Source organism: Exiguobacterium sp. E4787 (assembly GCF_018618375.1).
Lineage (GTDB): Bacteria > Bacillota > Bacilli > Exiguobacteriales > Exiguobacteriaceae > Exiguobacterium > Exiguobacterium chiriqhucha.
Window position 1 is genome coordinate 45,102 of record NZ_JACSLY010000010.1, and the last position, 21,820, is coordinate 66,921.

Genomic DNA, 21,820 nt, shown 5'->3' on the forward strand with positions numbered 1-21,820 from the left:
CCATGCCCTGGTCCAGGATTGTCAACGCTCGAACACTTGCAGCCAACTATGGCAGAAGCGACGCGGCGTCGATAGGACGACAAGTCTGTCGCCCGGCTCGTCCAATAAGACGACTTTCAACAATTCGGTCTCGGCACATACTTCTGATGAGAACACTTCACAATCGCGCTCAAACAGTTGGAACGATGTCATCGAGGTGATAGCAGTCGTCACACCCATTTGATCGACGATGACCAAGTCACGGTCACCCCCGTATGAAATCTTCCAACGCGCGCCCGCTTCGACGTCCTCGACCATGAACTGTTGATTCCGTTCATCGTACAAGGTCACGAGGCCAGGTGCCGTGAATCGTTCGAAATCATAGGTCGATTGATATGCGAGTTCGATGATGTTCCCGAACTCCGGGATTTCCTCGTAACGGCTATACCGAAACGTGTGATCGTTCAAGTTCAAGGCGACGATATCTGATTCGGCCGAGTACAAATACAAATCGTCCCCTGACCAGTAATGCAGGTTACTGAACCAATCGTCATGGAACGTCCGTGGAATTGGGTGACGTTCCATCGTCCCGTTCGTCAAATCCATGACTCCGTATGTCTGCAAATCTCGAAATAGCGCGACGGCTCTTCTACCATGTGGTTCAATATATAGTGCGCAAGGTGCCCATTTCCACTCGAGTTCCCATCGGATTTGGAATGTCTCGTCAAAAAACAGAAACCCGGTTTGCGCCAAATACAACATCCATCCTCCACCAACGCGCTCTAACCATTCAACCGTTTCATGAAATTGATAGTCTGCTACTTGTTTGTACATTTGATCACTTCCTAGTTTCAGCTTAGCAACGCACGACGCATTTTTCGATTTTGAATGTGTTCACAGAACACATTCTCCATCTGTCCGCTTTTCCTGTATACTGGCAGTAGCGTACCGTAATCGGAAAGGAGGAACCCTCATGCGCCCACTTCAACTCTCTCCCGAGACGGCGGTTGAGCTTGCCAAAAAGCTAAACGTCCCACTCGAGGAACTCATGCATATGCCAAAACACATCATCGTCAAAAAGATGATGGAGCTCGAGGCAGCCAAAACTGAAACGAACGAGGAAAAGGAGACGGAATGACGTCTCCTTTTTTCGCGCTTACTTTTGTTTCGGTTTCCGTTTTTTCGCAACATACCAGAGACCGAGGATAGCCAAGGCAGCTCCACCGGCGACCGCATATTTGCTGTAATCCGGACGGCGTTCCGTCACGACGAGTGTCGATAACGGCGCGACCGTGACATGCCGCTCCTCGAGGAGACGTGGTGCCGTCAAATTGACGGTGTGATCTTCGACATGGACCTCGAACTTGCCGGACGGTAGTTTCACCTCGACCGCTTCTTCGAGTCCGTTATGGTATACGAGATGGCGTTCGACGTAACCTTCGACGTGGCGACTCAGTTCAAAGGCGATGACGCCCTCGTCTTCATCGAAGAAACGTAAATGTTTACGAATCTGTTCCGCGTTCTCAAGACGGAACAACGGATATTGTTTGCGCAGGCTGATCAAGCCCTTCACGTATTCGACGCTCGGCGTCTCTTGCTCGGCTCGCGTCCAATCGAGACGGTTGACGACCTCACCCGAATTGAAACTGTTCTCGTCCCCGTCTTTCGTGCGGAAGAACTCTTGACCGCTATGCAGGAACGGGATGCCTTGACTGAGCAACACAATCGATGTCGCGAGACGATGCCGGCGGCGGCGTGTCGTCTCATCGTCGTCCGGATTCGTTACGGCCAGTTTGTCCCAAAGCGTCAAGTTGTCATGGCACTCGACATAGTTCACGACTTGGTTCGGTTCGTCAGCAAAGCTTTGGCTCGTGACTGCACCGGCAATCCCACGTTTGACGTCCGCCGTCATATCCGCGTTGCCGCTGATCCAACCTGGCAAGTCTTCGATGAACACATCCCCACGGACACCGTCACGAATCGCGTCGTTGAACTGGGCGATGCGCGGCATCTTGTGGGCGTTATGTTGGTTCGCTTTTTTACGGAACGGAAGCGGTGTGTCGAGATCCCAGCCTTCTCCGGTCACGAGAATCGATGGGTCGACGCGATCGAGCGCCCTGCGGACCTGGTTCATCGTCTTGACGTCATGAAGTCCCATCAAATCGAAGCGGAAGCCATCAATCATGAACTCTTTCGCCCAATACGACACACATTCGACGATCAATTTGCGCATCATCGCCCGTTCGGACGCCGTATCGTTCCCGCACGCCGAACCGTCGGCGAGCGTACCGTCCTCGTTCAAGCGGTAATAGTAGTCCGGTACGAACTGTCCGAGCGGCGTCGTCAATGCATCATACGTATGGTTGAACACGACGTCCATGATGACACGGATGCCACGATCGTGAAGTGCTTGAATCATCGCTTTCAACTCGATGATGCGAGCGGCCGGATCATCCGCTGAGGAAGCGTATGAGCCTTCGACGGCAAAATAGTGGACCGGGTCATAGCCCCAATTATAATTCGCCTCACTCTCGCGTGACTCATTCACTGAACCGTAATCGAAGAACGGCATGAGTTGGAGATGCGTGACGCCAAGCCCGGTAATATAGTCGAGACCCGTCGGATAACCCGTCGGTGTCTTCGTTCCGACTTCGGTCATCCCGAGGAATTTCCCGCGATGCATGACACCACTGTCCGGATGACTCGTCAAATCACGGACGTGCGCTTCATAGATGACCGCTTCTTGTGACGAGTGGAAGAGCGGACGTTCTTTGACCCAATGGTCTGGGTTGAGCGTAGATGGGTCGAGCAGACACCCGCGCTTCCCATTGATCCCGACGACTTTTGCATACGGGTCGAGCGATTCGATACGTTTCCCAGCTACGACCGCCTCGAACACATAAAACTGACCTTCAAACAAAGCACGATCGAGTTCGATGACCCACGTCCCTTTCTCGGCCCGTTCTAACGACAACCGTTCGAACTTCCGCGCTCGCGGTGTCCGGTATAGTTTTACCGTCATCTCTTCGGCAACCGGTGACCAGACCCGCAACCGGATGAGGTCACTTTTAAACGTCACCCCGAGGTCTTTGCCGTGATATGCCATATGGTCTAAATCTACATTTGTCTGTTGATCGATAGTATGTTCCATCTCTTTCACTCCTTCACTACTTCAAATCTGCTATCATTATAACAAAACCCTTGTAAAGGATGGATGAAACATGGCAAAAGACAATTCTTTTGATATTGTGTCAGAAATGAACCTCGAAGAAGTGAAGAACGCGATTCAAATCGCCGAGAAAGAAATTTTGAACCGTTACGACTTTAAAGGTTCGAAGAGTGAGATGTCACTCGATAACGGCGACCTCGTCCTCGTCTCAGATGACGACTACAAACTCGAGCAATTGAAAGACGTCATGATCACGAAATTGATTAAACGTGGCGTACCGACGAAAAACCTTGATTATCAAAAAGTAGAACGTGCGCTCGGCGGCACAGTGCGTCAACGCGTCAAATTGAAGAGCGGCATCGATAAAGACGATGCAAAAAAAATTAACAACGCCATCAAAGAATCAAAACTGAAAGTGAAGTCGCAAATTCAAGACGATCAAATCCGTGTGACAGCCAAGTCGCGCGATGACCTTCAAGCCGTCATGCAGCTCGTCCGTGAGCTCGAATTGTCCGTCGATGCCCAATTCACAAACTACCGATGAAACTCGCCATCATCAGTGACCCACATGGTTCGTTTGATGATTTGAAAGCCGTGCTCGAGTCGGTCCTCCGCGAGACGGAGCACATCCTTTGCCTCGGCGATCTGTACGAGTGTCATATCGGTAAGAAACGGCGCAACGAGCGCTTCCATGAAGTGTCCGATGTCGTGACGTACGACCCTGACTACGAGGCGCTCCTCACCTTCCCTAGCCTGCGCGGCAATCAAGAAGAGCGGATTGACGAAGTGCTCGTGGTGTCGCATCCGGTCAAGACACGAATCGCCTTATTACCGGAGCAGACGACGCTCGATGAGGCGCTATTCTTGCATGGACACCAAGTGAAATGGAGTCCGGACTGGGAACCGCTTGTCGAGAAAGGGAAGTATCCGCTCGTCTTTATCGGACACAGCCATATTCCGGGGATTTACCGGAAAGGTCGCTCGATTCCCTGGGAAATCGGGAAGCCGTTCACCTTGAAGAAAAAACGGTACGTCATCAATGTCGGCGCCGTCATCTTCGACCGGGAATGGTGTCTGTATGATACAAAAGCCCGGACGGTCACACGCATGAAGGCATAGGAAAAGGGACCCCCTCAAAAGGGTCCCTTATTTGTGCTTACATTTCTTCTGGAGCTTGAACACCGATCAAACGGAGTCCTTCCGTCAATACGATCGTCACCGCTTTGACGAGGGCGAGACGTGATTGTTTGCCTGCATCTTCTTCGAGGACACGGACATGACCGTAATACTTGTTGAACGCTTGCGCCAAATCGAGCACGTAACGGCTAATGATTGATGGTTCGCGACGTTCATGGGCACGTGTGATGACGTGTGGGAACGCGTTGAGCATCGTCACGACGCCCCACGTGTGGTCGTCGTTTGCGCCAGTGAACGTCGAGCCGTCGTAGTTACCTTTACGAAGGAGCGAGTTCGCACGCGCGTTCGTGTACTGCACGTACGGGCCCGTCTCGCCTTCGAATTTGAGCATGCTATCGAGGTCGAACTCGATGTTGTTGATGCGTTCATTCTTCAAATCGTGGAAGATGACCGCGCCGACACCGACCATGCGTGCCACGTCGTCCGCGTTCGCAAGTTCCGGATTCTTCTGAGCGATGTTCGCTTGTGCTTTCTCGATTGCTTCTTTGAGCACTTCCTCGAGCAAGACGATGCGACCTTTACGTGTCGACATCTTTTTCCCTTCTTGCAAAATCAAGCCGAACGGCACGTGATGCATGCCATCGACGAAGTCATAGCCGAGCTTGCGCAGGACTGAGAACAGTTGTTTGAAGTGAAGCGCCTGCTCGCCGCCGACGACGTAGTTCGCCTGGACGAAGTTGTACGTCTCATGACGATAGACGGCAGCTGCCAAGTCGCGTGTCGCATAAAGCGTCGCGCCGTCTTTCTTTTTAATCAAACATGGTGGCAAGTTCTCATCTTCAAGCGAGACGACCATCGCCCCTTCACTTTCGACGAGAAGGTTTTTCTCTTCGAGCATGGCGACAACACGATCCATCTTGTCGTTATAGAACGCTTCCCCGCTAAAGCTGTCGAATTCGACACCGAGGAGGTCGTATACTTTTTGGAACTCTTTGAGTGATTCGTCACGGAACCACGTCCACAGCTCAGTCGCTTCCTCGTTGCCGTCTTCAAGTTTCTTGAACCACGCACGGCCCTCATCTTCAAGTTCCGGTCGAGTCTTCGCTTCTTCGTGGAAATGGACGTAGAGCTTCAAGAGCTCAGCAATCGGATGTGCCCGGACCGCTTCCTCGTCGCCCCATTTTTTATAGGCGACCATCAGTTTACCGAACTGTGTGCCCCAATCTCCGAGGTGGTTGATGCCGACGACGTCATAGCCGTTTTTACGGGCGATTTGGTTGATGGCATTCCCGATCACCGTTGAACGAAGGTGTCCCATCGAGAACGGTTTGGCGATGTTCGGTGACGAGAAATCGGTGACGATTGTCTCGTTGCGTGTCGCATGCGTCGCATAGTCCGCTTGTTCATCGAGCACCGTGTTGATGATTTCTTGTGAGACGACGTCACGGCTCAAGAAGACGTTCACATACGGGCCGGCCGCCTCGACTTTCGTGAACAACTCATCGTTCAAGTCGTTTGCGATATCCGTCGCGATCATGACCGGTGCTTTACGATAGGCTTTCGCAAGTTGGAAACACGGGAAAGCAAGGTCCCCGTGTGCCTCATGTTTCGGTTTTTCAATCAATGCTTCAATCTGGTCGAGCGTCAACTCGTCCCCGATGACACGGGACAAGGCTTCCGCATATTTGCGTTCATAACTCATTCTAATTCCTCCTTATCATTTGTTCATAAAAAAAACGCCCTTTGCACAGATGCAAAGAGACGGGATGGCCCGCGGTACCACTCTTCTTGCCTGCTTGACGCAGACCGCTTTATCGGTGATAACGGGGGTCCCCCGGCTACGCCTACTCAAGTTCGGATAGCATCTCAAAAGTGCGTTTCGCGATGTTTGTCAGCCTAGGCTCTCACCAATCCCTAGGTCGCTTTGTTGACGGAACGATCGTTACTCTCTTTTTCATCGACTTTCGTCTATGTGGTTGAAAAGCAATTTCATTATAGAGGATATTTCATATAGACTCAATGCTAGAATTCCGCCATTATGGTGGATAGGCAGGACTCGGGCGTGATTGTGCCGAATCTTCTACCATACATAATTGAATTTTTCCCACATAGGAGGGAACCATGAACCATTTCCGCAAGATGTCCGTCCTCGGTTGGAGTATTTGGAGTATGCTATTCAGTTTGACCCTCATCTTGTTCGCTACAGGCGTATTAAACATGCCGGCCATCGAGCCGTTACCGTTCATCTTGATTGCGTTGCTCGTCATTACTTTTCAAATGGACTCCATTGAACGGAAAGGCGTCTACTTTACCTTTTCAGAAAGTATCGTCTTAATTATTTTTTTATTCTTTGATTTTGAGACAGCGCTGTTCGTCAATCAGATTGGACTACTCGTCTTCCAGTTCGTCAACTTGAAACCGCGCGTCGCGCTTCGACGGTTCCGTTTTACGTATCCGTGGAACGCCATCACGTCGTTTTTGGAAATCGCCATCCCGGCCAGCGTCTACTTGGCACTCGGTGGTGTGACCGGTCTCGGTTTTTATTCCCAAGATTCGTTTCTGCCGCTTGCCGGCTTGATTGTGGCCATCATCTTAAACACGGTCGTACAAAAGTATCAAGTCGATTGGTGGTTCCGTGTCGATATCCCGGTCCGCGACTTTCTAAACATCGCGTTTTACACGTATATCGTCAGTCTCGTCTTCATTTTAGCAGCCTCGCTCTTCCGTGAGACGAACTTGCTTGTCGTCAGCAGTATCGCCGCCGCACTCACCTTCTTTATTAAGCGGCTCATCATCCAGAAAGGTCGGCAAGACGCCTTCAAATCGTTGATTGAACAATATGATGAGGCAAAAGAAGCCGTGTCGTTGTCACAAAGCGAGGCGCAAGCGATTGAGGTGTTCCTCAGTCAATGTGAACGACTCAACGAGTACGACGAAGGGTTCGTCGAGTTCAAACTGTTCGATCGCACACTTTACTTTGATTTAAAGACGCGCCAGCCGATCGATCGCCACGTCGTCTTTGATTTACTCGATGCAACCTATCCGAACGAAGCCTCGGTCGAGTATGAGATGCGCTTTGAATGGGACGCCCCGTTATCGAACGAGTTCGATGAAGACTATCATAGCTTCATCTCGGTCCGTTCCGAGGAAATCGAAGGCATCCGCACGTGGCTCGTCATGACCGGCGAGCACGTCTATGGCTATCCGCCCATCATTCAACGTGAGATTGTCAAACTGCTCAAATCGTTCAATCGAACGATCAGTCGTTGTCATGAACGCGACCGCCTCTATACCGAGAGCCGGACGGACAGCTTGACGTTGCTTGCCAATGCACGGGCTTTTTATGAATACGGGATTCAACAAATCTCGGACGGCTCGATGTACCCGATTTCCGTCGCAATGCTCGATATCGACTTCTTCAAAAAAATCAACGACACGCACGGTCATCAAGTCGGAGACAGCGTGCTCCAAGAGTTTGGTCGCCGCATCCGCCAAGTGCTCCGCACCGATGATTTCGCAGCCCGTTATGGCGGCGAGGAGTTCATCTTGCTTTTGAACCGATGCGATGTCGAAGCCGCCGTCGAGATTGCCGAGCGCATCCGTCAACAAATCGAAACCAAACCATTCCACGTTGACGGAATCGATATCCCAGTGACCGCCTCAATCGGCGTCGATACGATTCAAGCGTTCGGTGACAAACGACTAGACGATACGATTCGCAACGCCGACCGAGCGCTTTACGTCGGCGGGAAGTACGCAGGACGCAACCGCGTCGCCCATTACAATTTTTTGACGTCCTGACTCGCCCCCACGTGCATCGCGTGGGGGTTTGCTATTGACAAGCAGATTTGAAACAGGTACGTTAGGGAACGTGTCTTATAACTAAATATCACAACTTTTTTATCAAGAGAGACTGAGGGACTGGCCCGATGACGTCTCGGCAGCGGGTAACCTGTGCCAAATCCAGCGAGCGGTCTGCTCGAAAGATGAAAAAAGTGTTTCTTGTAGAGAGAGCCTTTTTTCAGAAGGCTCTCTTTTTATTTTTATGAATGAGGTGAATCGATTGGAACAACCAACAGCTAACAAATGGGCGCTCTTGCCCTTACTCGTCTTCCTCGTCTTCTTTATCGGGGCAGGCATCTACTATGACGATTTTTATAAATTTCCCGTCTTGATTGCGGCCTTGATTGCCGTCATCGTCGCGGCGATGATGACGAAAGGAAGCGTCACCCAGACGGTCGAACGTGTCGCCCAAGGCGCCGGCAACCCAAGCATCTTGATCATGGTGTTCATCTTCTTGCTCGCCGGCGCGTTTTCAAGCGTCGCCGAAGCAATCGGGGCGATTGATGCGACCGTCAATGCGGCATTGACGTTATTACCGCCTTCGCTCCTCTTGAGCGGCCTGTTCGTCATCGCGGCCTTCATCTCAATGGCGATGGGCACATCGACCGGGACGATTGCCGCACTGGCGCCGATTGCCCTCGGCATCCATGAGGAGAGCGGCGTCAATATCGCCATCGCAGCAGCGGCCGTCGTTGGCGGTGCCATGTTCGGTGATAACTTGTCGTTCATTTCGGACACGACGATTGCAGCCGTCCGCACCCAACGGACGAACATGCGCGACAAGTTCCGGACTAACTTTTGGATCGTCTTGCCGGCAGCCGTCATCACAACGATTTTGCTCGCCGTCTTATCGAGCGGTGAATCGACCATCGAGCCGGCAGCGTTTGAATGGTATAAGCTGATTCCGTACCTTGCGGTCATCGTGCTCGCCTTGACGGGAATGAACGTCATCCTCGTCTTGCTCGGCGGCATCGCCCTGACCGGCATCATCGGTCTGTTGGACGGCAGTCTAGCCGTCACCACGTACGTCACCGCCATGGCGGACGGCATGATGGGCATGGCCGAGATTTCACTCCTGACATTGCTCATGGGTGGGCTCGTCGGACTCATCTCGCATAACGGCGGACTCACGTACTTGCGTGACGCGCTCACGTCCCGAATTAAAAGACGGGCCGGCGCGGAGTGGAGCATCGCCGGGCTCGTCAGTGCGACAAACGTCGCGACGGCGAACAACACGATTTCGATTCTCGTGGCTGGTCCGCTCGCCGCGAACATCGCCGACGATTATGACATCGAACGTAAAAAGTCAGCGAGTGTACTCGATATCTTCTCGTGTGGGGTCCAAGGTCTGTTGCCTTATGGGGCACAGCTTCTCATTGCGGCCGAACTGACGAACACAGCGTCACCGGCGCTCGTTCCGTATATGTTCTATCCGTTCTTGTTGTTCATTTGCGGAGGATTGGCCATCGCCTTCAACTTCCCGCGTTTCAAAAAACGCGCTTAACGAAAACGACCTTGTGAAGCAGTCGCTTCACAAGGTCGTTTGTCGTTTCGCTTCAAGTTCACGTTTCAGCTGCTCGTTCCGTTTTCTGAAGGCACGCCGTTTAAGCAGTTCTTCGAGTCCACGGCTGATGGCCCATAGGACAATCAGTAATAAGACGAGCATCGATAATCGGAACGGGCTTTGGATAAACTCTTCCCACTGGTCGCCAATGACAGAGAAAATCAAGACGACGAGCAACTTGCCGAACCCGGCCGCCATGATGAACGTACGGAGCGGCATTTGAATGAGCGCGAGTAAGTATGTGATCAAGCTGACCGGAATAAACGGGAGCGAGTACAGAAACCCGAGTGAGACCAGACTCATGTGCTTGATGCGTTCGAGCCAATAGACGCCTTGCTTATGTCTCTCGAGCCACCGCGTCATCGGCTTTCGGAACACGTAGCGAACAGCTACAAACACAAGAATTGTTCCGAGCAAACTCCCGATCCAAGACAGTAACGTCCCAAGCAAAAATCCATATGTCGCTGCGTTCGCCGAGATGATGAGGACGAGTGGGAGAAATGGAAAGATCGCCTCCAGGAACGGTGCCCCGAGTCCTGCCCAAGGTCCGCCCGGAAGTCCTTGTAGCCATTCAATCAAGTTTAAAATATATTGTTGGAGTGATGTCAGCATGTCAGTTTCCACCTTCAACTTTCGTTATTCCTTTTTACCCGATTTCGCTCAGGAAGACGCATCCCCCTGCCCACCGCCGTAAAAAAATAAAAAGTATTTGCGAAATTCAGCTGTGATATCTATCATATAATATGGACTTGTGGTTGCAGGCAAGTCCGTTCGTCGAACGACACAACCCAACGTTCGTTTTCCTGCAAAAAACTGAACACAGGGGAGTAACACACATGGAAACAAAACCAATGCGGGTCTTGCTGTACTATAAGTACGTCAATATCGAAGACCCAGAAACGCTCACACAAGAGCACCTCAAGTATTGCAAGGATCTCGGCATCAAAGGACGCATCTTGATTTCTTCCGAAGGAATCAACGGGACGTGCTCTGGGACTTGGGAACAGACCGAGCAATACATGAACGACTTGAAAGCGAACCCGCTATTCAGCGACATCGAGTTCAAAATCGATGAAGTCGAAGAGCATGCGTTCTCGAAAATTTTTGTCCGTCATAAGAAAGAGCTTGTGACGTGGCGCTTTGATGGTGAGTTCGACGTGCCTAAACAGCACGGTGCATACCTCGAACCGGCAGAATGGAAAGAGATGATGAATCGCGACGATGTCGTCATCCTCGACGTTCGTAACAACTACGAGTACGATCTTGGTCACTTTAAAAACGCGATCAAAATCGATGTAGAGGCTTCTCGTTACATGCCAGATTGGCTCGAAGAGAACAAGGACCTCTACGAAGGGAAAACGTTACTCACGTACTGTACCGGAGGCGTCCGTTGCGAGAAATTTACCGCATATATGCGTGACCAAGGTCACGACAACATTTTCCACCTTAAAGGCGGCGTCGCCATGTACGGCAAAGACGAAGCCACGAAAGGCGAGGACTGGGAAGGTGAGCTTTACGTCTTTGACGAGCGCATCAACGTCCCGGTCAACACGGTCAACCCGTCCGTTGTTTCGGAGTGCATGCACTGCGGAACGAAGACGGTCCGCTACGTTAATTGTGCCAACCCGGTGTGTAATGCCCAACACTTCTGTTGTGAAGAGTGTGAACCAAAACAAATGCGTTCATGCTCGAAAGAGTGCCAGGAGCATCCACGCAACCGCTATATCATCGAGAATATCGCGGACAAACTTCAGGAGACTGAAGGCGTCGTCGGGTAACAAAAATCGACCAGAAAGCACTTCGAGCCTACGCTCGGGGTGCTTTTTTGACAGAAACTTTACGTCTAGCCGATGACAGAATCGGGTATAGTGTAGATACCATTGTCAGACAGGAAGTGAATCGATTGCTCTTTAACGAACCTTTACTCGCCGCCTTGCTTGCTTGGTTCATCGCACAAGCAGCTAAGCTCGTAACCGAACTCATTAAAACACGAGATTTTGAATTAGAAATCATGTTTGCCTCGGGTGGGATGCCAAGTTCCCACTCTTCGACCGTCGTCGCCTTAGCGACCGTCATCGGTCGAATCGAAGGGCTCGATTCCAGCATGTTCGCGCTCGCCTTGATTTTTGCGACAATCGTCATGTACGATGCGACCGGTGTGCGTCAGGCGGTCGGATTCCAGGCCCGCTTGTTAAACGACTACTTCAAAGGAATCAAGCACGAGACGCCCATCTTAAATGAACTGGTCGGTCATACCCCGTTCCAAGTCATCGTCGGTGCCTTGCTCGGTCTCGTGGTCGGACTGTTTTTCCCAATTTAATGTGAATGATGCAGGCATGTCGTTCCTCCTTCTAAAAACTCACCATCTTTTTGTGAACTTTCACAACAGAGACGGTATAGTGAAAGAGAGGAGGAATCGACATGCCTTTTTTGCAGAAATCTTATGAGTCGCTCGATACGCTCGCCGAAGCAATCGGACAAGCGATTCGGGCCCCCATCACGATTGAAAACCGACACCATCAGTTACTGGCCTATAGCACCCATCCCGACTCGACCGATCCGGCACGTATCGCGACGATTATCGGCCGCCGTGTCCCGGAGGCGGTCATCGAGGACTTATGGGAAAGCGGGATTCTTCAAGAAGTGATTGACCGTGACGAACCGGTCGTCATCCCTGCTCGAATGGCTGTCGGACTAGGCGAACGAGCAGCCGTCGTCATCAAACAACAAGGTGACGTGCTCGGTTACATTTGGAGCCTGGCCCGAACGACGCCGTTCTCGGAACAAGAACTCACCGTCCTACAAGAAGGAGCGAACATCGCCAAAAAGCTACTGATGACCATCGCGATGCACGAGCGGCGCATCGATGCCGAATTGGAACGCTTCTTTTTAGAAGTGCTGGCCACTCCCGTCTTATCGCCACCCCACCGCGACCGCTTGAATGAGCTCGCACCGATTGCCGTCGCCAGCCGCCTCACCGTAATTGAATGTGCCCAGCCGGTCACCCCACAACTGGCGGAACGACTGTTTTATGTATTAGCGACCCAGCAAGCGATTGAAGTCGTCCTGCACGCTATCGATGGCCAGCAACTACTCGTCTGGCATTATATGAAATCGGACTTGGCCGAGGAAGAAGCGGCGCTCTTACAGTGGGCTGACCGTTTTGAAAGTCAGCTCCGAGACAAGTTCATTGAAGCGGAGCCGCGTCTTGGCATCAGTCGACGCTTTTTTGAGAGCGATATGCTCTATGCGGCGATGGAAGAAGCACGACGCGTTACGTCGCTTCGCCGAAAGTTCCCGTATGAGCTTGCGACATCGCGCACGTTCGAACAGATCGGAATTTATCAGCTCGTTCCCGATTTGGCCCGACGCATCGGGCTTCGTCTCGAGACGCATCCGACCATCGAGCGCCTACAGGCGTATGACGTCACGCATCACACCGAGCTCGTCACGACGCTCGAATGGTATTTCTATTTTGATGGGAACGTCAAGCGTGTCGCCGCTCATCTTCACATCCATCCGAACACCGTGCTCTACCGGATTCGGCGGATTGAAGAACTGACGAACATCACACAAGTCTCGCTCCCTGAACGGGCCGCCGTTTATCTCGCCATTAAGGCCGGTCAATACCGCCAAGACGATTGACGCCTACTTTGTGTTTTTTCACAAAGTGGGCGTTATCACTTTTAGAATCCATGCTAAAGACAGCGTTTTCGGATGGGTCTATACTAAAGGTGTGAACAAATTGTGTCAGTAGAGAAAGGGGAACTTTACATGAAAATCGGGGTATTGAAAGAGATTAAAAACAACGAAAACCGCGTCGCCTTGACGCCAATGGGTGCAGCCGTATTAACTGAACTTGGACACGAGGTCCTCGTCGAGACGGAAGCGGGCGTCGGTAGCGGCTTCACAAATATGGAGTATGTCGATGCGGGGGCAACCATCGTCGACACAGCCGCAGACGTTTGGGTAAACGTGGAATTGGCGTTGAAAGTAAAGGAACCGCAACCATCGGAATATCGTTATTTCCGTCCTGACTTGACCCTCTTCACTTACTTGCATTTGGCGGCCGAACCAGAACTCACGAAAGCACTCGTCGATTCTGGTGTGACGGCTATCGCCTATGAGACGGTCGAGATCGACCGCACATTGCCGCTCCTCACACCGATGAGCGAAGTGGCCGGACGGATGGCTGCTCAAATCGGCGCCCAAATCCTTGAAAAACCGCACGGTGGAAAAGGGATTCTCTTGTCTGGCCTGCCAGGCGTACCACGTGCGAACGTCACCGTCATCGGGGGCGGTGTCGTCGGGATGAATGCCGCCCGCATCGCGATTGGTCTTGGTGCCAACGTCACGATTATGGATATCAGCCCGGCTCGCCTGCGCCAAATCGATGATCAGTTCGGTAACACAATCAACACACTCATCTCAAACAGCTATAACATCGCCAAACAAGTCGCTGAAAGTGACCTTGTCATCGGTGCCGTCCTCATTCCAGGCGCGAAAGCACCGAAGCTCGTCACGAAAGAAATGGTCCAACAGATGTCACCCGGTTCGGTCATCGTTGATGTCGCCATCGACCAAGGCGGAATCTGCGAAACCATCGACCATATCACGACGCATGACGCGCCGACGTACGAGCGTTACGGGGTTCAACACTATGCCGTCGCCAACATGCCAGGTGTCGTCCCACGCACGTCGACACTCGGTTTGACGAACGCGACGATGCCGTATATCGTCGAGTGCGCACAAAAAGGGATTTTCCCAGCACTCCGCGAGAACGCAGCCTTGCTTAAAGGATTGAACGTCATCGACGGGACGGTCACGTATGAAGCCGTCGCCCGCGACCTCGGCTACACGTTTGTCGCTCCAGCCGAAGCCATCACGAAGCAACTACAAGCGTAAACGTAAAGCCGTCGGCATTGTTGCTGGCGGCTTTTTTGTTTTCCTCGTCCCATTCAAAAACGCTCGAACCAATCGGTTCGAGCGTTTTCATGCTTATGCGTTCTCGACGGCGATGTCCTCACCGATGATTTTCACTTCTGGTTCAAGCTCAATCTCGAACTTCTCCTTTACCGTCGCCTGGACGTGACGGATGAGCGAGATGTACTCAGTCGCTGTCGCTTCATCGATATTGACGATGAATCCGGCATGTTTGAGTGAGACTTCCGCTCCACCGATCCGCTTCCCTTGCAGGCCACAGTCTTGAATCAATTTGCCGGCGAAGTAGCCCGGTGGTCGTTTGAAGACGCTACCGCATGATGGATACTCGAGCGGTTGCTTCGACTCGCGCTTGTACGTCAAGTCGTCCATGACGTCTTTGATCGCTTCATAGCCGAGCGGCTCGAGTTCAAACGTCGCTTCGAGCACAATCAACCCGTCTTTCGAAATCCGGCTCGTCCGGTAGTCGAGATCGAGCTCGTCTTTCGTAAGTGTCATGAGCTGCCCTTCAGGCGACAACACGACCGCACTCGTGATGACGTCTTTCGTTTCTCCACCGTAGGCGCCTGCGTTCATATACACCGCGCCACCGACCGTTCCCGGGATGCCACAGGCGAATTCTAAGCCAGATAACTCTTCGGTCAACGCTTGACGTGAGACGTCGATGATGGCCGCACCGGCTTGGGCGATCAGTTGATTCCCGTCTCGACGAATCGTTTTCAGTTCGTTCAAGTTTAAGACGATGCCACGAAGGCCTCCGTCACGGACAATCAAGTTCGACCCGAACCCGAGAATCATGAATGGGACGCTCTCGCGATGGGCGAGCTCAAGCACGGCTTGAACTTCTTCATACGTGTGCGGGGCCACGAAATAATCGGCCTGCCCACCTAATTTTGTATACGTGTGTGCCGACAGCGGCTCATCTTGCTTCACGCGATCGGCCGGAATGATAGTGAGTAGTTGATTTAAAAAGCTCATGCGTTGCCTCAATCCTTTACGTTCAATTTTAAAGCATGCCTCGGTTCGTCAAGAGAGAGGCAGGCACGTCACTGAATGATTTCAGTACGAAACACAGTATACAAATCTTTGACAGGGGTGACAAGCAACGTTTTCTTTACAATGAAGGAATTGATTTATAACAATAATGATGTAGCAACGGCCACGACGATAGGAATTGTAAAGTTATCCCAATCTCGATACGAAATTGCTTCTGTGAGTGTGGCAACGATTGAAATAATGAATCCATATGTTACCACTTGCCAAAGTGGAATATCATCCCACAAAAATAATAAAAAGAGGACGGCATACGAGCTGAGGAACATGGCCATGCTACCTTGGAACGAGCGCTTCTGTCCGTATAAATCATAGGTCACTGTCCCGTACTTCCGACCAATGAGCGCGGCCAGGCCATCGCCCCAAGCCAAGACGAGCGATCCTGCCAAAAAGGCGAGCGGCTCTGATTCAAAGAAGAAGAACAGGATGACAAGCAAGGCGATCGGATAATAGACGGTGCCGAGCGATTTACGTTCCGTCTGATGAACCGGTGACGGACTCTTATAAAGAAGGAACGCGTTCGCGAACGTGAAAAAGACGAGCGGCACGGCGGCGACGTACCAAGTTTCCATTAACCAAACTGCAAGCAGCGACCAATGGCCGACCGCGATATGTACACTTTTACGAATTGTCTCATCCGTCCAACCGAGGCGTTTGCCAATCTGTTCAAGACCGACGAGAAACACCAGGACAATGACGATGGACAGGATGGAACTGACCCATTCATTCATCGATGAACCACCTTTATCTACATTTTTTTGTACGTTTTCATTATACCTTAATCGAGCGATAGCCTAGCTTCCTTTTCAAACATTTGGTAGAATGAGGTCAAATGACTGTATAGCCAACGAACGAAGGCGGCTATAGAAAGGATGCCTGTATGCGCGACGCAATTTCGATTCAAACTTTGGCTGATTGCCTTCACTATATGCGGGTTGGCGACGTTGACCGGGCCATCTCGCTCTTTCCCGAGGACGTGCGCGAGCATTTCCCGAAAGAGCTTCGCAAAATCCACTTGTTTCATATTGAAAAGAACGGACTGTCAATCAATCAAATCGTCGCTTTGGCGAACACGTTGACCGGAGAGCATTTATCCGCGACCACGATTCAAAACTGGACGAAGCGAGAAGTCCGCAAAATCATCGGGGTCCCCCGGGTCGGAAAGAAATACTCGCTCCAACAAGCGGCTATCATTTATTTGCTGGATGATTTGAAGCACTTGTTCTCACTTGAAGAGACGAGTTCTCTCCTCGCACTCATCTTCAACAATCCTGACCGCGACGAGGACGACCTCATCTCGCCCATTGACTTTTATCGTCTCTATGCCGAGTACGCCAAGTCGACGAGCCCGATCGAGCTCCTCGACACGCGTGCGAAGCGCTCGATTGAAAAGATGGGGGTCACCCACCCGAACATCTTGCACGTCCTCAAACTCTGTCTATACGCCCATCGCGTGACGACACTCGAGATCGAGGCAAAACACTATTTGAACCGCTTCATTTGATTTTCGTCGAATGAGGCTTTTTTTTAGAAAAAAACACCAGTCGCAGTGACTGGTGTTCGTCATATTGGTTACACCGATACCGCGATTGGCATCCGTGATTTGACTGTCAACGTTTTAAGGACAGACAACAACTCGAACATCGAGAGTTGGTCGGCCTCTTTCGTCAGGCAGAAGCAATCATCGTCTTGTTTGCGGAGTTCCGCCACAAGCTTACCTGCTTTGTCTCGAACGCTGAACTTGTAACGCTCGACATCGTATTGAATCGTATAGAGACCGCGTTCGTAGACGTTGTACTCACACTTTTTCCCGAATAATGAGAATTTGTCCTTCAACTGACCGATCGCTTGTCCGTCGTGGTTCATGACGACCCACTTCTGACAGTTCGGGATATACTTCCCGTGAGCGATTTGACGGCCTGACAAGTTGTGCACTTGAACACTGCCCTCCGCGTCGCGGTGAACAGATCCGATCGCATCATTTGTCTCGTCATAAATGGTCGCTTCGCCTTGCGTAAAGACGCAACCTTTTACATAAATTAATTTGCGCACCGCTTTTCCTCCTAATACGTTCCAACCGTTGATTTGTGTGTGTTTGGTTGGTATTTCTATGAAACTCCAAATTGGTACTGTGCGTCGCGTTTTCTCGTTTCAGCGACTACATATTTCATATGACGAAGATGATTATTGCACCTATTCGTGAAAAAGACAACCCCTTTTTCTTCGACACAATCCGCCATTCTGTCAAACTTGTGAACACGCCTGATATTATCGCTTGAAACCGGCCTGTTTCAACATCTCTTCGAGCTCCGTTCTTGCAATCAAACGAACTTGATTTGGCTCCGCCAATTCGTATGCACTATCGGTATAAGAGGAGTTCGTCACGACCCAACCTTCGTTCACCCCATAGTATGGAACGGAGGCTGCGACTTGTTGGACTGCCTCAAGCCCGACCGCTTTTTCATAACGTTTCGCTTGGACCGCGATTGACCATCCGTCCTCCGCTTCAAGGAGCAGGTCCGCCCCAAAGTCACGCGACGCCGGCGTCACCGTCACCGTGTAACCGAGTGCGGTGAACACTTCTTCTAAAAACAATTCAAATTCACGACCGTCCATCCGATCGATGCGGTGAATCGTCGACAGACGCATGCGCCAGATGAGCCAGAGCAGGCCGATTCCTAAACACGCGACGATACTCCATATCGGCGCATCTCTCCACCATAATCCGATGGCGATCAACAAGCTGAGCCCCATTCCCTTCACATCTATCGTCCTCTCTATCTGTTCTTGTCTTCACTTTACCGTTTGGAGGCAGGAAAACAAAGGGGGAGTTGTCGAATGTATTGAAGATGTACCCGTGTGACATACAGAAGGAGGGATCATCGTTAATGGAGAACCGAGGACATCTCCAAAACGAATTGCTGCACGCCTTGCCTTACGGTGTAGCGTTAATCATGACGGACGGGACAATCGTCCAAGCGAACCGGCCATTTTTAGAGCAATTCCCTGAAGACTTACAAACGAGAACAAACATCTTTCATATGGTCAACCAATCACCGATTACGATGGAGCTATCGAGACGAATGGAGCAAGGCTTGCCTTGGACGTACGAGATGCCGACAATCCGCATCCACGCTATCCCGAACGGTGACGTCTATATCTTATCGATTGAACCTCTCCCGCTCGATACGCGCGTGACGGTCCAACATAACGCGTTCGAAGCGATGATGCACACCGAACTCGACATGGCGATGGTTATGACCGATGCAAATCTGTTAATCAATCGCTTCAATAAAGGGGCGACCGAGCTGTTCGGTTACGAGCCGCATGAAGTACTTTACGAAATGACCCCGTTCGGTCTATTCGAGTCGCGCGAGCTGAGCGAGAAGCGGACCCATTATCAAGACGAGACTGAGCGATTGTTGTCATTCGAACAGATGCTGCGTGTGGCGTTAGACCGCGGCGACCGTGAATGGAAGTTCCAACGAAAAGACCGGACCCATTTCGTTGGAAAGCTGTTCATGCATCCGGTGTACGAACAAGCTCGCGTCATCGGCTTCTTCTTTTTCGTGTTCGATGTCAGTCCCGAAATCGCCTTGAAAGGCGAATTGCTACACAAAGAACAACGGTATCGCATGTTCGCCGAATCAGTTATCGAAGCCGTGCTGTTTCACGAAGGTGGGACCATCTTAGACGCGAACAAGGCGGCCGAATCGATTTTCCGAATTCCGGCCGAACAGATGGTCGGTCGCCAAACGATTGAATTTATCGCTGAAGGCTATCGGGCCGACGTGTTGCGCCGGATCCGGAACCATATCCAGACACCTTACGAGGTCATCGGCCGTCGTGAGGACGGGACGTTTCTCGAGATGGAAGTGTATCCGAAAGAAGTGACGTTCCAAGGCCAGACGCTCCGGGTCGCCGTCATGCGCGACATTAGCGATCGGAAGAAAGTCGAGCGGATGCTCGAGCGGGAGAAGAATGCCATCGCCCGGCAACGAGATATCATCCAATCGATTTTACAGGCCTCCAATGAAGCGTTCGTCTTGACCGAATCGAACGGAAGCGTCCTGTTTATGAACGTGCACGCCCGTCGCCTGCTCGATTTGCCAGGAATCGCCCCGAACAAGATGCAAGAGCGGATTCCGCTCCTGTCGACGTTCCGTACGCGCGACCGCACTGAGATGTTGAAAAAAATCGACTTATTACTCGACGTGTCGGCCCGCGAAGTGTCGATGCGTTTCTCCATCCCGCAACCGAACGACCGGGATGAACAGTATTACGAGATGTACGGGACCGGTATGGATACAAAACGCCAAATCGGAATGGACAGCGGCTTCTTATTCGTGTTCCGCAACCGGACCGAGGAAGAGCGGATGGACCAAATCAAAAACGAACTGGTCAGCACCGTCTCACACGAACTTCGCACCCCGCTCTCGTCGCTGTCGGGATATATCGAGCTGATGCTTAGCCGCGACTTGAATCCCGAGAAACGCGAGCGTTACTTAAAGACGATGGCGAAAGAAGCGAAGCGTTTGACCGACCTGTTGAACGCCTTTCTCGACATTCAGCGCATGGAAGACGGCAATCAAGAGTATAAGAAAGACCATTTCGTCTTGAACGAACTCGTCCGTGACGTCGTCGAACGCTTCCGCGAGACGAGCAACCATTCGATCCATTTTGATGACGCCGATGAAGTGCTCCACCTCATCGCCGATCAGGACCGCATCGAGCAGGTCATCATCAACCTGCTATCGAACGCCATCAAATATTCGCCGAACCATCACGAAATCGAGGTGCGGGTGCGCAAAGAACGAAATCAAGCCCACGTCTCGATTCAAGACTTTGGCATCGGGATTCCGGAGCATGCGTTCGAAGAGCTGTTCAAGAAGTTTTATCGCGTCGACAACTCGGATACACGCCAAATCGGCGGGACGGGTCTCGGGCTATCCATCTGTAAGGAAATCATCGAATCGCACGGCGGAAGTATCGAGGTCGAATCGAGCGTTGGCGTTGGCTCGACATTCACGTTCACGTTGGACTTAGCGGAGGAGACACTATGAACCATTACGCTTTCACCGGTTTCCCCGGCTTTTTAGCCGGAAAGATGATCACGCACCTCGCGTCATTGCCGAATCAGATTGGGACGATTTACGCACTCCACCTCCCGACCGAACGTTCCGGCGCACATGCTTTAAAACAGGAGCTGTTGGAAGCGACGTCGTTACGAGATGATCAGCTCGTGCTCGTCGAGGCCGATATCACGCTACCTGAAGTCGTGCTTGATCCAATCATGCGCTCCGTCATCGAGCGTGAAGTGAATTACGTGTTCCATTTGGCAGCCGCTTACGATTTGAGCATCCCTTATGATGTCGGATATCGCATCAACTTGCTCGGGACGAAACACATCACCCCATTGGCGAAACGGGCACCCTATTTAAAGCGGTACGTCTACTTCAGCACCGCCTATGTGTCTGGACGCCGTCAAGGGACCGTTTATGAGAACGAGTTATGGCACCGCGTTCGTTTTAAAAACCATTACGAGGCGACGAAGTATGAGGCCGAGGCCATCGTCTCGCGCGAGCTCGGCTCGATGCCGGTGACCATCATCCGTCCGGGCATCGTCATTGGCCATAGCGAGACCGGCGAGACGAAGAAGTTTGACGGGGTCTATTTCGTCTTAAAGTTAATGGACCAACTTCGTCAAGCTGCCCCGCTGCCTTACATTGGACGACAGAATATCGAAGTAAACCTCGTTCCTTATGATTACGTCGTCGAGGCGACCACTTATCTCGCTCACGCTCCGGTCGGTTTGAAGCGGACGTTTCATTTGACCGACCCGTTTCCACACGGGGCCCGCGAAGTGTACCGTATGATTCACGAAGAGATGTTCGGTCGCCCTCCACGCGGGACCATTCCGCATGCGGTCGCGGAGACCGGATTCTCGGCGCTACATCTGTCGGAACGTTACGGCGTTCCGCGTGAGCTACTCGCCTACTTTAAGCATCAAGTCCATTTCGATACGACACAGACGCTCCGCGCACTCAGCGGCACTGATATCGTCTGTCCGGATTTAAAGGACTATCTGCCAAAAGTCGTTGCCTATTACGAGACACAAAAAAAGCCCTAATTAG

20 protein-coding genes, 1 riboswitch and 1 other annotated feature are annotated in these 21,820 nt (G+C 51.7%); of the genes, 12 read left to right on the forward strand and 8 right to left on the reverse strand.

Annotated features, from left to right (window positions below):
- Positions 1-21 precede the first annotated feature (21 nt).
- Positions 22-813, reverse strand: coding sequence for a hypothetical protein (locus KNP80_RS11905; protein WP_214834800.1), 792 nt, complete (start codon positions 811-813; stop codon positions 22-24).
- Positions 814-952: 139 nt separating this feature from the next.
- On the opposite strand from KNP80_RS11905, the gene KNP80_RS11910 reads away from it, so the two are divergent.
- On the forward strand, positions 953-1,117 hold the full coding sequence (locus KNP80_RS11910; protein WP_021068148.1) for a YycC family protein: 165 nt from the start codon (positions 953-955) through the stop codon (positions 1,115-1,117).
- A gap of 18 nt (positions 1,118-1,135) precedes the next feature.
- On the opposite strand, the gene pulA is transcribed toward KNP80_RS11910, so the two are convergent.
- Positions 1,136-3,130 carry a type I pullulanase gene (gene pulA, locus KNP80_RS11915; RefSeq protein WP_214834801.1) on the reverse strand — a complete coding sequence of 665 codons (1,995 nt, stop codon included), beginning with the start codon at positions 3,128-3,130 and terminating at the stop codon, positions 1,136-1,138.
- Between the two features lie 70 nt (positions 3,131-3,200).
- Between pulA and KNP80_RS11920 the strand changes: the two genes are divergently transcribed.
- Together KNP80_RS11920 and KNP80_RS11925 are read left to right on the forward strand one after the other, a co-directional pair.
- On the forward strand, positions 3,201-3,692 hold the full coding sequence (locus KNP80_RS11920) for a YajQ family cyclic di-GMP-binding protein (RefSeq protein ID WP_021068146.1): 492 nt from the start codon (positions 3,201-3,203) through the stop codon (positions 3,690-3,692).
- Positions 3,689-4,267, forward strand: coding sequence for a metallophosphoesterase family protein (locus tag KNP80_RS11925; RefSeq protein WP_214718437.1), 579 nt, complete (start codon positions 3,689-3,691; stop codon positions 4,265-4,267). Before KNP80_RS11920 ends, KNP80_RS11925 begins: the two co-directional genes overlap by 4 nt.
- A gap of 37 nt (positions 4,268-4,304) precedes the next feature.
- Here KNP80_RS11925 and argS read toward each other — a convergent pair whose 3' ends face one another.
- Complete coding sequence (argS, locus tag KNP80_RS11930; RefSeq protein ID WP_214718439.1) at positions 4,305-5,987, reverse strand: arginine--tRNA ligase; 1,683 nt, start codon at positions 5,985-5,987, stop codon at positions 4,305-4,307.
- Positions 5,988-6,039: 52 nt separating this feature from the next.
- Positions 6,040-6,252, reverse strand: a binding site (T-box leader).
- A gap of 154 nt (positions 6,253-6,406) precedes the next feature.
- Here argS and KNP80_RS11935 point away from each other — a divergent pair.
- Positions 6,407-8,086 carry a GGDEF domain-containing protein gene (locus KNP80_RS11935; protein ID WP_251132389.1) on the forward strand — a complete coding sequence of 560 codons (1,680 nt, stop codon included), beginning with the start codon at positions 6,407-6,409 and terminating at the stop codon, positions 8,084-8,086.
- A gap of 96 nt (positions 8,087-8,182) precedes the next feature.
- Positions 8,183-8,278, forward strand: a riboswitch (SAM riboswitch).
- Between the two features lie 52 nt (positions 8,279-8,330).
- Entirely contained in the window at positions 8,331-9,632 is a 1,302-nt protein-coding gene (locus KNP80_RS11940; RefSeq protein WP_034804307.1) for a Na+/H+ antiporter NhaC family protein, read from the forward strand.
- Between the two features lie 27 nt (positions 9,633-9,659).
- Here the strand turns inward: KNP80_RS11940 and KNP80_RS11945 are convergent, their stop codons facing one another.
- Positions 9,660-10,304: a TVP38/TMEM64 family protein gene (locus KNP80_RS11945; RefSeq protein WP_214834802.1), complete on the reverse strand. Its 645-nt coding sequence runs from the start codon at positions 10,302-10,304 to the stop codon at positions 9,660-9,662.
- Between the two features lie 224 nt (positions 10,305-10,528).
- On the opposite strand from KNP80_RS11945, the gene trhO reads away from it, so the two are divergent.
- From trhO to ald, 4 genes are all read left to right on the forward strand, one after another.
- A complete protein-coding gene (gene trhO / locus KNP80_RS11950) occupies positions 10,529-11,470 on the forward strand; it encodes an oxygen-dependent tRNA uridine(34) hydroxylase TrhO (RefSeq protein ID WP_034804313.1) in 942 nt (313 codons plus the stop codon).
- Between the two features lie 116 nt (positions 11,471-11,586).
- Positions 11,587-12,012, forward strand: coding sequence for a divergent PAP2 family protein (locus tag KNP80_RS11955; RefSeq protein WP_029596250.1), 426 nt, complete (start codon positions 11,587-11,589; stop codon positions 12,010-12,012).
- Positions 12,013-12,113: 101 nt separating this feature from the next.
- Positions 12,114-13,337: a PucR family transcriptional regulator gene (locus KNP80_RS11960; protein WP_034804315.1), complete on the forward strand. Its 1,224-nt coding sequence runs from the start codon at positions 12,114-12,116 to the stop codon at positions 13,335-13,337.
- Positions 13,338-13,466: 129 nt separating this feature from the next.
- Entirely contained in the window at positions 13,467-14,597 is a 1,131-nt protein-coding gene (gene ald, locus KNP80_RS11965; RefSeq protein WP_214834803.1) for an alanine dehydrogenase, read from the forward strand.
- Positions 14,598-14,690: 93 nt separating this feature from the next.
- Here the strand turns inward: ald and murB are convergent, their stop codons facing one another.
- Both murB and KNP80_RS11975 read right to left on the reverse strand, forming a co-directional pair.
- Entirely contained in the window at positions 14,691-15,611 is a 921-nt protein-coding gene (gene murB, locus KNP80_RS11970) for a UDP-N-acetylmuramate dehydrogenase (RefSeq protein ID WP_021068136.1), read from the reverse strand.
- A 155-nt stretch (positions 15,612-15,766) separates the two neighbouring features.
- A complete protein-coding gene (locus KNP80_RS11975; protein ID WP_021068135.1) occupies positions 15,767-16,417 on the reverse strand; it encodes a diacylglycerol/polyprenol kinase family protein in 651 nt (216 codons plus the stop codon).
- A 149-nt stretch (positions 16,418-16,566) separates the two neighbouring features.
- Between KNP80_RS11975 and KNP80_RS11980 the strand changes: the two genes are divergently transcribed.
- Positions 16,567-17,190, forward strand: coding sequence for a DUF1836 domain-containing protein (locus tag KNP80_RS11980; protein WP_029596252.1), 624 nt, complete (start codon positions 16,567-16,569; stop codon positions 17,188-17,190).
- Positions 17,191-17,258: 68 nt separating this feature from the next.
- Here the strand turns inward: KNP80_RS11980 and KNP80_RS11985 are convergent, their stop codons facing one another.
- A complete protein-coding gene (locus tag KNP80_RS11985) occupies positions 17,259-17,738 on the reverse strand; it encodes an LURP-one-related family protein (RefSeq protein ID WP_021068133.1) in 480 nt (159 codons plus the stop codon).
- Between the two features lie 216 nt (positions 17,739-17,954).
- Positions 17,955-18,440 carry a restriction endonuclease gene (locus KNP80_RS11990; protein WP_251130276.1) on the reverse strand — a complete coding sequence of 162 codons (486 nt, stop codon included), beginning with the start codon at positions 18,438-18,440 and terminating at the stop codon, positions 17,955-17,957.
- Positions 18,441-18,574: 134 nt separating this feature from the next.
- Between KNP80_RS11990 and KNP80_RS11995 the strand changes: the two genes are divergently transcribed.
- The gene (locus KNP80_RS11995; protein ID WP_214834804.1) at positions 18,575-20,749 is read left to right on the forward strand and encodes a PAS domain-containing sensor histidine kinase; all 2,175 of its coding nucleotides are present in this window, start codon (positions 18,575-18,577) and stop codon (positions 20,747-20,749) included.
- Positions 20,746-21,816: an SDR family oxidoreductase gene (locus KNP80_RS12000; protein ID WP_214834805.1), complete on the forward strand. Its 1,071-nt coding sequence runs from the start codon at positions 20,746-20,748 to the stop codon at positions 21,814-21,816. The genes KNP80_RS11995 and KNP80_RS12000 overlap by 4 nt, the downstream gene beginning before the upstream one ends.
- Positions 21,817-21,820 lie beyond the last annotated feature (4 nt).